General features: G+C 70.9%; 9 protein-coding genes. 3 read left to right on the forward strand and 6 right to left on the reverse strand.

What is annotated here, in order from left to right:
• Positions 1–39 precede the first annotated feature (39 nt).
• A complete protein-coding gene (locus AB0I77_RS05530; RefSeq protein WP_363281035.1) occupies positions 40–1,386 on the forward strand; it encodes an MFS transporter in 1,347 nt (448 codons plus the stop codon).
• Here AB0I77_RS05530 and AB0I77_RS05535 read toward each other — a convergent pair.
• Entirely contained in the window at positions 1,360–2,763 is a 1,404-nt protein-coding gene (locus AB0I77_RS05535; protein ID WP_363281036.1) for a DHA2 family efflux MFS transporter permease subunit, read from the reverse strand. The genes AB0I77_RS05530 and AB0I77_RS05535 overlap by 27 nt on opposite strands.
• 11 nt (positions 2,764–2,774) lie before the next feature.
• Positions 2,775–3,377: an NAD(P)H-dependent oxidoreductase gene (locus AB0I77_RS05540; protein ID WP_363281037.1), complete on the reverse strand. Its 603-nt coding sequence runs from the start codon at positions 3,375–3,377 to the stop codon at positions 2,775–2,777.
• A 113-nt stretch (positions 3,378–3,490) separates the two neighbouring features.
• On the opposite strand from AB0I77_RS05540, the gene AB0I77_RS05545 reads away from it, so the two are divergent.
• Together AB0I77_RS05545 and AB0I77_RS05550 are read left to right on the forward strand one after the other, a co-directional pair.
• Positions 3,491–4,177, forward strand: coding sequence for a TetR/AcrR family transcriptional regulator C-terminal domain-containing protein (locus AB0I77_RS05545; protein ID WP_363281038.1), 687 nt, complete (start codon positions 3,491–3,493; stop codon positions 4,175–4,177).
• A gap of 133 nt (positions 4,178–4,310) precedes the next feature.
• The gene (locus AB0I77_RS05550) at positions 4,311–6,314 is read left to right on the forward strand and encodes a calcium-binding protein (protein WP_363281039.1); all 2,004 of its coding nucleotides are present in this window, start codon (positions 4,311–4,313) and stop codon (positions 6,312–6,314) included.
• On the opposite strand, the gene AB0I77_RS05555 is transcribed toward AB0I77_RS05550, so the two are convergent.
• From AB0I77_RS05555 to AB0I77_RS05570, 4 genes are all read right to left on the reverse strand, one after another.
• The gene (locus AB0I77_RS05555) at positions 6,301–7,470 is read right to left on the reverse strand and encodes an MFS transporter (protein ID WP_363281040.1); all 1,170 of its coding nucleotides are present in this window, start codon (positions 7,468–7,470) and stop codon (positions 6,301–6,303) included. The genes AB0I77_RS05550 and AB0I77_RS05555 overlap by 14 nt on opposite strands.
• A gap of 138 nt (positions 7,471–7,608) precedes the next feature.
• Complete coding sequence (locus AB0I77_RS05560) at positions 7,609–10,503, reverse strand: glycoside hydrolase family 2 TIM barrel-domain containing protein (RefSeq protein ID WP_363281041.1); 2,895 nt, start codon at positions 10,501–10,503, stop codon at positions 7,609–7,611.
• Positions 10,504–10,530: 27 nt separating this feature from the next.
• Positions 10,531–11,424: a carbohydrate ABC transporter permease gene (locus AB0I77_RS05565; protein WP_363281042.1), complete on the reverse strand. Its 894-nt coding sequence runs from the start codon at positions 11,422–11,424 to the stop codon at positions 10,531–10,533.
• On the reverse strand, positions 11,421–12,386 hold the full coding sequence (locus AB0I77_RS05570; RefSeq protein WP_363281043.1) for a sugar ABC transporter permease: 966 nt from the start codon (positions 12,384–12,386) through the stop codon (positions 11,421–11,423). The genes AB0I77_RS05565 and AB0I77_RS05570 overlap by 4 nt, the downstream gene beginning before the upstream one ends.
• Between the last annotated feature and the right edge of the window lie 16 nt (positions 12,387–12,402).

Genomic DNA, 12,402 nt, shown 5'->3' on the forward strand with positions numbered 1-12,402 from the left:
GGGAGGGCGCCGTAAGGTTGCCCGGACACCGGGAGGGGCATGACGCACGGGGCGCAGCGCGAGGAAGAGCCGGGCAGCCGGACACCGCGCACACCAGGCACCGGCCGGCCCCCCGGCGGCAGCCGACCCCTGTGGCGGCAGCGGGACTTCGGGGTCTTCTGGGCCTCGCAGACCCTCTCCGTGCTCGGCGACTCCTTCGCCCTGATCGCCCTGCCCCTGCTGGTGCTCCAGGCCACGGGCTCCCTCGCGCGGATGGGCCTGCTGACGGCGGTGGGCGGGGCCGCCGCGGTGCTGGCGGCCGTCTTCGCCGGAGCGCTGGTGGACCGGGTCGACCGCCGCCGGCTGCTCATCGTCTGCGATCTGGTGCGCATGGTGCTGTACGGGGTGATCCCGCTGGTGTGGCTGTTCGGGCCGCAGGTGTGGCTGCTGTATGCCGTCCTGCCGCTGTGCGAGGCCGTCGGCACGCTGTTCGCCGTCGGCTACGTCACCGTCGTGCGCAGTCTGGTCGGTACCGGGCAACTCACGGAGGCCAACGGCCGGTTGAACGCCACCGCCGCCGCGGCCGGCGTGCTCGGACCGCTGTGCGCGGGGATGGTGGCCGCCTGGACCGGCCCGGCCGCGGCGGTGGGCGTGGACGCGGCCAGCTTCGGGGTATCGGCGGCGTGCATGTTCCTCGTACGGTTCGCCGCGCGCTCCGGGGACGACGGCGGCGTGGCGGACAAGGCGGGCAAGGCGAAGAGGGCGAGCCTGTGGGGGGACCTGCGGGCCGGGGTGTCCTTCATCCACGGCCACCCGGTGCTGCGCTCGCTGACCGCCCTGCTGTTCGTCTTCAGCTTCCTCACCCTCGGCCTGAACGACCTGATCATCTACCACCTCAAGCACGACCTCGGCCATGACGACGGCACGGTCGGCACCGTCATGGCCGTCGGGGCGCTCGGCACGATCACCGGTGCCCTGCTGGTGGCCCGGGTCCGGCGGCGGCTCGGTTTCGGCCCGACCTGGACCGGTGCGGTCGCCCTGTGCGGGGTGGCGTTCGCCGGACTGGGCTGGGCGCGGGACGTGCCCGTCGTCGCGGCCCTGAGCGCGGCCTTCCTCGCCTGCGTCGCCGTGGCCGGCACCTGCTCCATGTCCCTGCGCCAGGAGGTCACCCCGGAACCGCTCCTCGGCCGGGTCACCTCCGCCTTCTGGACCCTCCACTACTCGGCGGCCCCGATCGGCGCGGTCGTCCTGACCTGGGCCGCGGAACGGCGCGGCACGGCTCCCGTCGGACTCGTCGCGGGAGCGTGCTGCGTGCTGATCGCGGTCGTCGCGCTGTTCACGCCGATACGGGGATCGGGCACCCCAAAACCGTCAGCCGCGTCAGCCGCGGCGGCCCGGAAGCAGTGACGCCGGGACCACGGCCAGGGCGAGGAGGGCCGCCGCGACCGCGTAGGAGATCCGGAACCCTGCCGGATCCGTGCCCGTCGAGCCGAGGACCACGGAGATCAGGGCCGTGCCGACCGACGCCCACACCTGCGCGTTGATGTTCAGCGCGGTGCTCGCCGCGGCCATCCGGTCCCTCGGCAGGTCGCGGCTCGCCGTCGTCATCGTCGGCATCAGGACCATGCCGGCGCCGACGCCCATCACCATCGCCGCCCCGACGAGCCGCCACGCGGCCACGTCGTCCGCTCCGACCTGGAGCGCCGTCAGCGCCATGCCGAACGCCCCCACCGCGATTCCGGCCGGGATCAGGCGGCGTGGCGCCACCTTGTCGATTCGGCGCGCGGCCACCTGCATGGTGATGCCGACGGTGAGGCCGACCGGCGCGCCCAGCAGCCCGGCCGCGGTCGCGCTCGTGTCGCGTACCTGCTGCCAGTACAGCGGGAAGAGCAGCATCGACCCGAAGTAGCCGCAGGTGAACAGCGCGAGCGTGCCGATCCCGGCGGCGAAGGTGCGGTCGCCGAGCAGCCGGAGGTCGAGCAGCGGCGCACGGGCGGTCAGCGCACGCCGTACGAAGGCGGCGACGAGCACGACCCCGGCGAGCGTGGGCCCGAGCGCGCCGACTGCCGTGAAGTCGCCCCGCTCCCCGCCCCGCGCCAGCCCGAACAGCAGCAGCGCGAGGCCCGGCGAGAGCATCAGCAGGCCGGGAACGTCCAGCGTCGGTGCCTTGGCGCGGGGTTCGTCGGGCCGCAGCAGCTTCGCCGCGAGCACCAGCGCCACCGCGCCGACCGGCAGATTGACGAGGAAGATCCACTGCCAGGACGCGTGGTCGATCAGCCAGCCGCCGAGCACCGGCCCGGCCACCGGCCCGACCATGATGGGCAGCCCCATCAGCGCCATCGCCCGCCCGAGCCGCTCGCGGTCGGCGCCGCGCATCACCATCGCCATGCCGACGGGCATCAACAGCCCGCCGCCGAGTCCCTGCACCGCCCGGAACGCGATCAGACTGGCCGCGTCCCAGGCGAACGCCGCGAGCAGCGAGCCGAGCGTGAACAGCGCGAGGGCGGTCAGATAGGCGCGCTTGGCGCCGATCCGGCCCATCGCCCAGGCCGCGGTCGGGATGACGGCGGCGAGCGCGAGGGTGTACGCGGTCGCGGTCCACTGGATCGTCTCCAGCGGAGCGTGGAACGCCTCGGAGAGGCTGCGCAGCGCCACGTTGACGATCGTCATGTCCAGCACCGACATCACTGAGCCGATGATCACGACCAGGATGGTGCGGTTGAGGGCCTGCGCGGCGGTCCGGGACGCCTCCGACGGCGCCTCGGCAGCCGGTGTGGTGGTCATCCCCTGCCCCTTCAGCCCGAGTACGGCCGGATCTCGCGAGCCGTCCGCAACGACCGCCCCCACCAGGAGAGTTGGCCGAGCATGCCCTTGGCGGCGCCCTCGCACACGGCCTCGTCGCGCGGTGCGCCGTCCTCCGTGAGGCCCGACCACGGTCCGTGCAGGCTGACCGAGTCGCGCACGGTCATGGCGTGCAACTCAGCGAAGATCAGCCGGAGTTGCTCGACGGCACGCAGGCCGCCGGAGAGCCCGCCGTAGGACACGAAGCCGACCGGCTTGGCGTGCCACTGCTCGTGGTGCCAGTCGATGAAGTTCTTCAGGGAGGCCGGGAAGCTGTGGTTGTACTCCGGCGTGACGACGACGAAGGCGTCGGCGGCGGCCAGCCGCGGGGTGACGTCGGCCAGCGCGGCGACGGCCTCGGGGCTCGGCGTGCCGCCCCAGCCCGGCATGACCATCGGCAGCTCGACGTCGGCGAGGTCGACGACGTCCAGGTGCAGATCGTCGGCGCCCTCGGCGGTGCCGAGGAACCAGTCGGTGACGGCACGTCCCGCGCGGCCCTCGCGGACGCTGCCGACGATCACGGCGATGCGCAGGGGCGCGGTCTCGGTGGCGGACATGGTGGTACCCCCTCGTGAACGGTGCGACCGCCCTCATGCGGCCTGCTTCCGGTAAGCTACAACGGGCGTTGTAAAAAATACAACGCCCGTTGTACTTCGATGGGGAGGCGAGTGTGGGCAGCGCCAATGACGCGTGGGTGGCGAAATCCCGGGGCGAGGTCTCGCCGCGCAAGCTGGAGAAGCAGATGGCCATCGCGAGTTCGTCCTGCACGGTCTTCGGCCGCGAGGGCTACACGCGTGCCTCGGTCGACGCCCTCGCTGCCGCGGCCGGCGTCTCCACCCGCACGCTCTACAACCACTTCCCGGGCGGCAAGGCCGATCTCTTCCGTACGGTCGTCACCTGGACGTCGAGCGCGGTCAAGGACGCCCAACTCGCCAGGTTGCACGCCCTGTTGGACCTCGAACATCCTCCCCGCCCGGAGGACCTGGAGCGCGATCTCGTCGCCCTCGCCCGCGCCTTCGTCGGCCTCATGACCGAGTACCCGGACCACTTCGCGCTCGTCCGGCACATCCACGCCGAGGTCGACCACGTACCGCCCGAGGTGCTCGAGGCGTGGCAGGACGCCGGGCCCAGGCCGGCCGGCCGGGGCCTCGCCGACGCGATGGCGGGCCTCGCCGCCGCCGGTCTGATCGACACGCACGGCGACGCCGCCCTCGCGGGAGTCCACTTCTCGGCCCTGACTGCGCACCAGATCGTGCAGCTCTCGCATTACGGCGTCCGCCCGCTGCCCAAGGAGGAGACAGAAAGGCTGATCACAGGGGGTGTCGCGGCGTTCCTGCGGGCGTACCGGGCCGCGTGATCCGGGCCGCGCACCGTCCCGCCGGTCCGAGCAGTGCCCCCCGTCACCCCGGCGAGTGGAACTCTGCGTCCTGGTGGCCGCACCGGCTGGCCAGCCGCGGGAAGGGGGCGCAGGGCGTCCGGAAGCTGGGCGCATGCCCACCCTTCCATCCCTACGGGGATCCCTGCGCGCCGCCTCCGCCCTGGTCGCGGCGCTGGCGCTCGTCGTCGCCCTGCCGCACGGCGCGGCCGCCGCACCAGGTGACCTGGACCCCGCGTTCGGCACCGGCGGCAAGACGGTCATCAACCGCGGCTTCTGGGAGGAGGGCCAAGACGTCGCCCTCCAGGCCGACGGCCGGATCGTCACCGTCGGCAGCAACCTTCAGGCCGAGTACCTGACGTCCGAGTTCTCGGTGATGCGGCACAACGCCGACGGCAGCCTCGACACGTCCTTCGGCGACGGCGGCGAGACGATCACCGACTTCGCGGGCGGCGAGGACCGGGCGCACGCCGTGGCGCTCCAGCCCGTCGCAGGCCAGGTGAAGATCGTGGTGGCGGGGGAGGCCGCCGCGTCGGAGGGCGGCTGCTGCGTGTTCACGGTCGCCCGCTACAACGCGGACGGCAGCCTGGACACCGGCTTCGGCACCGGCGGACGCGTCCCCACCGACCTCTCCGGCGTTGCCCGGGCGGTCGCCGTGCAGCCTGACGGCAAGATCGTCGCCGCGGGACAGAGCGTCGCGGGGCCGGGCGACGTCCGGTTCGCGGTGGCGCGGTACAACCCCGACGGCACTCCGGACAGCACGTTCGGTACCGACGGTCGCGTGCTCACCCCCTTCGAGGGCGGCGGTTCCGGCAACGACCTCGCACTCCAGCCCGACGGCAGGATCGTCGTCGTCGGCAACAGGGGCGCCCTCAACGGCCCCACCGACTTCGCACTGGCCCGCTACAACACCAACGGCACTCTCGACAGCACATTCGGTACGGGCGGCAAGGTCACGACCGTGTTCAGTGCCGCGCCCGGTTTCGCCGGCGACGACTCGGCAGGCGGCGTGGCCGTGCAGTCCGACGGCAAGATCGTCGCGGCCGGGTACACCGGTTACGACTTCGCGCTCGCCCGCTATACCGCAGGTGGCGCACTCGACCCGGCCTACGGCACCGGCGGACGCGTGATCACCGACTTCAACAACACCGTTGACCGCGCCTACGACCTCGCACTACAGCCCGACGGCCGCGCCGTCGCCGTCGGCCTGTCCGCCGCCGACTTCGGCGTGGCCCGCTACAACGTCGACGGCAGCCTGGACTCCGGATTCGGCACCGGTGGCAAGACCTCCAACGACATGGGCTTCGGCTACTTCGACGAGGCGAACGCCGTCGCCCTCCAGCCCGACGGCAAGATCGTCGCGTTCGGCAACGCCGGCGACGACCGCGCCCTGGCCCGCTACGTGGTCGACTCCACGCCGTCCGGCGTCGACCTGTCCGTCACCAAGACCGGTACAGGCACCGTCAGCATCGGTGACCGGGCCACCTACACCATCAGGGTCACCAACAACAGCACCACCACGGCGGCCACCGGTGTCGCCCTGACCGACACGTTCTCCGGCCTCATCCGCACGGTCATCTCGGCGACGCCCTCCCAGGGCACCTGCACGACCGCCGTCACCTGCGCTCTGGGGACCCTCGCCCCCCGAGCGACGGCCACCGTGACGGTCGTCGTGGAACCCCGTTCCACCGGCACCCTCACCGACCGGGCCACGGCGAGCGCCACCCAGACCGACCCGGTCGCCGGCAACGACACCGCCACCACGACCACCATCGTCAACAACTCCCGCGGCTGTACCCGCATCGGCAGCAGCGGCAACGACACCATCACCGGCACCTCCGGCAACGACGTGATCTGCGGCCTCGGCGGTGACGACACGATCAACGCCGGTTCCGGCTACGACACCGTGTACGGCGGCTACGGCAACGACCGCATCGACGGCGGCTTCCACAACGACAACCTCTACGGAGGCTCCGGCAACGACAATCTGATCGGCAACTACGGCAACGACCGGCTGAACACCGTCGACAACGTCTCCGGCAACGACACCGCCAACGGCAGCTCCGGCGCGGACGCCTGCACGACGGACACCGGGGACATCCGCATCAGCTGCTCGTAGGCACCCGCACCCACCTGGCCAGCAGCGCGGCGCCGACTCCCGACACGATCAGCGCCGCCAGCGCCAGGCGCAGGCTCGTCGCCCCGGCGAGCAGGCCCACGGCCGGGCCCGCCAGCAAGAAGCCCGGCCACTGGCCGATGGTGATGACCGACACCCCCTCGCCGGCCGGCACCCCGCGTTGCCGGCCGGCGAGGGCGATCAGTGCCGGGAGCACACAGGCGATGCCCAGGCCGATGATCGTGAAACCGGCCAGCGCGAGCGGCAGTTGGGGCCGCAGGACGACAAGTGCCGCGCCCAGCACGGCGGTCAGCAGGGACAGCCGTACGAAAGTCCGACGGCCCAGGCGGGTCACGGCACGGTCGCCCAGGAGCCGGGCGAGAAGGATCGCCACCGAGAAGCTCGTGTACGTCGCCGCGCCGAGCGCCGGGCCCCCGCCCAGGAAGTCGGCCGTGTACACCGAACTCCACTGCGAGGCCGCGCCCTCGACGAAGGACGCCAGGAAGGCGATGGAGGCGAGCAGGGTCAGCTGAGGAGTGAACCGGTCCCGCAGCGGCCGGCGTTGCTCCCCGGGTTCCTCGCGGGCCTGTTCCTCCTCCGGCAGCCAGCGCGCCCACGCCAGCAGCAGCGCCCCGAGCACACCGCTGCTGATCGCCATCTGGACGCCGGGGGAGACGCCGGTGGCCGCCGCGAGCGTACCGAGGGCGCCGCCCGCGAGCACCCCGCAGCTGTAGGAGGCGTGGAAGCCGGACATCAGCGGCCTGCCCTGGTGCCGCTCCACGGTCACCGCGAGCGCGTTCACCGGCGTGGCCAGGAAGGTCGCCGACAAGCCCCACGCCGTCAGGCCCACCACCAGCGCGGGCACCGCCGAAGCCCCCGCGAGCACGGGCGCGTTGAGCAGCACCAGCGCGGCGGCCGCGAGGCTCAGCAGACGGCTCGACACCCGCCCGATCAGCACCGTGATCAGCACGATCGCGACCAGGTCCCCGGCCGCCGACGAACCGCTCAGCAGCCCCCACCGCGCCGTGTCCACGCCGACCTGGTCCCGGATCGCGGGGATACGGGCCATCCAGCCGCCCTGGGTGCCCCCGAGGACGACGAACACGAGGCTCACCGCGAGGCGCGGCCGTAAACCGGAAGCGGTGGCGGTCGCCGTCATCCGTTCACCCCCGTGTAGCTGCCGCTCACGTTCTGAACTCCCTCGCAGAGCACGCGAATCGCGGCCGGTCGACGGGGAGTCGACCGGCCGCGGAGGACGCCACGACGGTGTCAGAATGTCGATCAATCGGTCAATGGATTAATTGATCAACGAGTTGGACTGATCCGTCACCGAGAAGACGAACGAGAACTCCGTCGGCTCGGCCCGCAGGAAGTACCGCGGCAGCGGGCCCGGACCGCAGGACTGCGAGCCGATCCCGTGCTGGCCGTGGTCCAGGTTGACCCACACCGTGTCACCGGCCGTGAGGTCGGTGCGGTGCGTGGCCGCGTCCAACTGCTCGGTGGTCCAGCGCCGGGCGCTGAACCAGAACTCCGGTTCGCCCTCGATCCGCAGACCGCCGAGCTGCGCCCAGCGGACGTCGGCACGGGCGCCGTTCTCCTGTGGACGGACGTAGGGAGTCTGGAGGTCCTCGATGCTCGCGTCCCACTGCAGGAGCTTCGCCGCGGCCTTGGTGTCCGGGTATGCCTCGCCGGCACTGCCGAACCAGAACGCGGACTCGGTGGACGCCGCCGGCAGCCCGAACCGGACGCCGAGCCTGGGCAGCGGCACTGCCCAGTCGCCCTCGGGATCGACCGAGACGGTCAGGCCCAGTCGCGTTCCGTCGGAGGTCCACCGGTACACCGTGCGCAGGCCCGCCTCCCGGGCCGCGGGCGCCACCCGGGTCCGTACGGTCAGCGCGTCGTCACCCGACTCCACGCCGTCCAGGCGGTGTCGCATGCGGTGCAGGCCCAGCTGCCGCCACAGCACGCCGTACCGCGTGTCGTCCTGCCAGGACGCTCCCTCGTCGTTGTCGGTGGTGGCACGCCACACGTCCAGACGCAGGCCGGTGACGTCCACCCCGCCGATGGACCGCAGGGCACCGGTGCGGGCGTCGAAGGTGGCCGGGCCGAGCACGATCCGGTCGCCGTCGGCCGCGGGCCTGGCACCGGTGGTCGCGGGGAGGGGCGCACGCGGTTCGACGGTCTGCTGCGCCCACGACACCTCGTGGCCCCGGCCGGCCCAGGGGGTGTCCTCGGCGAGCAGCGCGCGGACCGTCCACTGGACCTCCTCGCCGTTGCCGTCGGGGGCGGGTGCCGGCAGCTTGACCTCCGCCGACTCACCCGGCGCGAGCGGCGGCACGGTGAGTGTGTGCGCACCCGTGGGGAATCCGTCCACCTGGTAGGAGAACTCGAACTCCAGGTGCGAGAGACCGGCGAAGTCGTACGCGTTCGTCACCCGTACGGTGCCGTCCGGCCCGTCGCCCTCGATACGGACCGGCTCGATCACCTTCTTGTACTCGATCAGCCCCGGGGACGGCGTCCGGTCCGGGAAGATCAGTCCGTCGCAGACGAAGTTGCCGTCATGCAGCTCCTCGCCGAAGTCGCCGCCGTAGGCGTAGCCCAGCTCGGGGTGCTTGATGCCGTGGTCGATCCACTCCCAGATGAAGCCGCCCTGGATCCGGTCGTAGGACTCGAAGATCCGCTGGTAGTCGGCGATCCCGCCCGGTCCGTTGCCCATCGCGTGCCCGTACTCGCACTGGATGAAGGGGAGCCCGCGCCGCTTGTGCGTGCCGCCGTCCAGGCCCTGCCCGATCCGCTCGACCTCCTCGTGGGAGGCGTACATCCGCGAGTACACGTCGGTGTCGCGGCAGTTCCAGTCGCCCTCGTAGTGCACGAGGCGCGAGGAGTCCCGGCCGTGGATCCACTCGGCCATCGCGGTCAGACCGCGGCCGGTGCCGGCCTCGTTGCCCAGGGACCACAAGACGATGGAGGGGTGGTTCTTGTCGCGTTCGACCATGCGGGCGGCGCGGTCGAGGAGGGCCGGGGTCCAGCGGTCGTCGTCGACCGGGTTGTCCCGCCAGTCCTGTTCGACGAAGCCGTGGGTCTCCAGGTCGCACTCGTCGATGACCCACAGGCCCAGCTCGTCGCACAGATCGAGGAAGGCGGGGTGCGGCGGGTAGTGCGAGGTGCGGACGGCGTTGAGGTTGTGCCGCTTCATCAGCAGCACGTCCTCGCGCATGGTCTCCAGGTCGAGCGCGCGGCCCTTCTCGGGATGCCACTCGTGCCGGTTGACGCCCTTGAAGAGGACCGCCTTGCCGTTGACCTTGATCAGGCCGTCTTCGAGGACGACCGTACGGAAGCCGATGCGCAGCGGCACCCGCTCGCCCTCGGTGCTGAGGATCCCGTCGTACAGCGTCGGCGTCTCCGCCGTCCACGGATCGACCCGCACCGTCACCGGCTCGCCCGTCGCGACATCGATGTCGAGGGCGGGCACGGTCACCCGGCCGTCGACGTCGGAGTCGACCCGCAGGGTGCCCTCGCCGCTGACATGGTCGTAGGAGGCGTGCACGAAGAAGTCGAGCGCGCTGCCCGCCGGACGGTGCAGCAGGGTGACGTCACGGAAGATGCCCGGCAGCCACCACTGGTCCTGGTCCTCCAGGTACGAGCCCGCCGACCACTGGTGGACCCGGACCGCGAGCACGTTGCCGCCCGGCTTGAGCAGATGACCGACCGCGAACTCGTGCGGCAGCCGGGAGCCCTTGAACTCTCCGATGTCCGTGCCGTTCAGCCAGACCCGGGCGCAGGACTCGACGCCGTCGAAGCGGAGTACCACCCCGCCGTCCGCCGGCCAGTCGTCCGGCAGGTCGAAGACCCTCAGGTGGTCACCGGTCGGGTTCTCGGTCGGGACGTGCGGCGGGTCCACCGGAAAGGGGTAGAGGTGGTTGGTGTAGATGGGCGATCCGAAACGGCCGTCGCCCTGGAGGACCCAGTGGCCGGGGACCGTGACCTCGGCCCAGTCCCCGGCGTCGTACCCCTCCTCGGCGAACGCGTCGTCCTCGGCGTCGGCGGTGGCCGACAGACGCAGGCGCCAGCTGCCGTTCAGCGACAGGGACCTCGCGTCCGAGGACGCGTACCAGGCGCGGGGCGGGAGGGCCCCGCTGCCCGGCGAGACGTCCTCGACGTAGTCGACAGCGGGGGTGGTGCGGAAAGACATCGGTCTCCAGGTATCGAGAAGAAGGTGTCAGCCCTTGATGCCTGTCTGCGCGATCCCCTGCACCAGCCAGCGCTGGAGGAAGAGGAACACGAACACCAGGGGCAGGATGGACATGGCCGTGGCCATGAAGATCATGTGGAAGACGACGGTCTGGTTGGTCATGTAGTTGGAGAGCGCGACCTGAACGGTCCACGAACCCGGATCCTGCCCGATGACCAGCGGCCACAGGAAGGAGTTCCACCCTTGGATGAAGGTGATGGTCGCCATCGCGGCGAAGAAGTTCAGCGAGTTGGGCACCACGATGCGCCAGTACGCACCCCAGTAACCCAGTCCGTCCACGCGCGCCGCCTCCTCCAGCTCCTTGGGGAACCCCAGGAAGTACTGCCGGAAGAGGAAGCAGGTGAAACCACTGAACAGCCCCGGGATGATGAGACCCCGGTAAGTGTCCACCCAGCCGAGCGAGGAGACCAGCACGAAGCTCGGGACGAAGGTGACCGCCGTCGGGACCATCAGGGTGCCCAGGACGGCGTAGAAGACCTTGTTGGCGTGCTTGTACGGGATGCGGGCGAGACCGTAGCCCGCGAGGGAGCACACCAGCAGGACGCCGACGGTGTGCAGGGTGGCCACGATCGCCGAGTTCCACAGGGACTGGGCGAAGGGCACCGTCTCGTCGCTGAACAGCTCGCTGATGTTGCCCCACTGGATGTCCGTGGGGAAGAACTTCCAGTTCTCTCCGGTGATCTCGGCATCGGTGGAGAGGGCGTTGCGGATGATCAGGTAGAACGGGATCAGGAAGAGGAAACCGGAGATACCGGTGGCGATGTAGAGGCCGGTGGAGCTCATCACCCCGCCGCGCCTGACCCGGCGTGTCCTGGCCGGCGGCGGTGTGGACTTCCGTACCTCGGGTGCGGTGGTGGTCACTTGGAATCCTCCCCCCTTCCAAAGCCCAGGAGCTTGCCCTGGAACAGGGTCACGACACAGATGAGTACGGTCAGGATGACCGCGCCCGCGCTGCCGGAGCCGTAGTCCTGGCTCTCGCCCAGGGCCTTGTAGTACAGCTCGACGAGGGGCGGGCGTCCCCAGGTCGTCTTCTGGAGCAGGTTGAAGAACTCGTCGAAGGCCTGGTACGCGGCGATGAGCAGCAGCAGGATCACCGCGGTGGACGTGGCGCGCAGCTGGGGCAGGGTGATGTACCGGAAGGTCTGCCAGCCGGGCTTGGCGCCGTCGATGGCGGCGGCCTCGTACAGCTCGCCCGGGATGTTCTGGAGCGCGGCCAGGAACAGGATCATGTAGAAGCCGGACTGGAGCCACAGCCGTGCGGTGACGATGACGAGCCAGTACCAGGGCGGATTGGGGTCGGCCAGCCAGGCGATGTTCTCGATCCCGAACCAGCCGAGGACCGTGTTCATCAGACCGAAGCGGACTCCGCTGAAGATGGACATCTTCCAGATCAGCGCGGCGGCCACATAACTGCACGCGGTCGGCAGGAAGAAGACCGACCGGAAGAACGCCCGCATGAAGCGCAGCCGGTTCACTATCAGGGCCAGGCCCAGCGAGAGCGCCCAGGTGGTGGGCACGATGAACGCGGCGAAGACGGTGAAGGTGCCGAGCGAGCCGACGAAGTCGTCGTTCGTCAGCATGTACGTGTAGTTCTCGAAGCCGACGAACTTGTCGGGGGTGACGGTGAAGCGGGCCTCGAAGAAGCTGAGCCAGAGGCTCCAGAGGATCGGTGCGTAGACGAAGATCGCCAGACCGATGAGGAACGGCCCGGTGAAGAGCCAGAAGTTGAAGGTGGCATTCCCCCGCAGACCCCGCCGCGGCTTGGCCGGTGAGGCCTTCGCCGGGGCGGGGGACGCGAGGTCGCGCGTGGAGGTCGTCGACATGGCGCAGTCCGTCCCG

It is taken from the genome of Streptomyces sp. NPDC050619 (genome assembly GCF_040654815.1).
GTDB lineage: Bacteria > Actinomycetota > Actinomycetes > Streptomycetales > Streptomycetaceae > Streptomyces.

Coding starts and splice junctions, on each gene's coding strand:
- AB0I77_RS05530 (WP_363281035.1), top strand. CDS start 40: ATGACGCACGGGGCGCAGCGCGAGGAAGAGCCGGGCAGCCGGACACCG.
- AB0I77_RS05535 (WP_363281036.1), bottom strand. CDS start 2,763: ATGACCACCACACCGGCTGCCGAGGCGCCGTCGGAGGCGTCCCGGACC.
- AB0I77_RS05560 (WP_363281041.1), bottom strand. CDS start 10,503: ATGTCTTTCCGCACCACCCCCGCTGTCGACTACGTCGAGGACGTCTCG.
- AB0I77_RS05540 (WP_363281037.1), bottom strand. CDS start 3,377: ATGTCCGCCACCGAGACCGCGCCCCTGCGCATCGCCGTGATCGTCGGC.
- AB0I77_RS05550 (WP_363281039.1), top strand. CDS start 4,311: ATGCCCACCCTTCCATCCCTACGGGGATCCCTGCGCGCCGCCTCCGCC.
- AB0I77_RS05570 (WP_363281043.1), bottom strand. CDS start 12,386: ATGTCGACGACCTCCACGCGCGACCTCGCGTCCCCCGCCCCGGCGAAG.
- AB0I77_RS05555 (WP_363281040.1), bottom strand. CDS start 7,470: ATGACGGCGACCGCCACCGCTTCCGGTTTACGGCCGCGCCTCGCGGTG.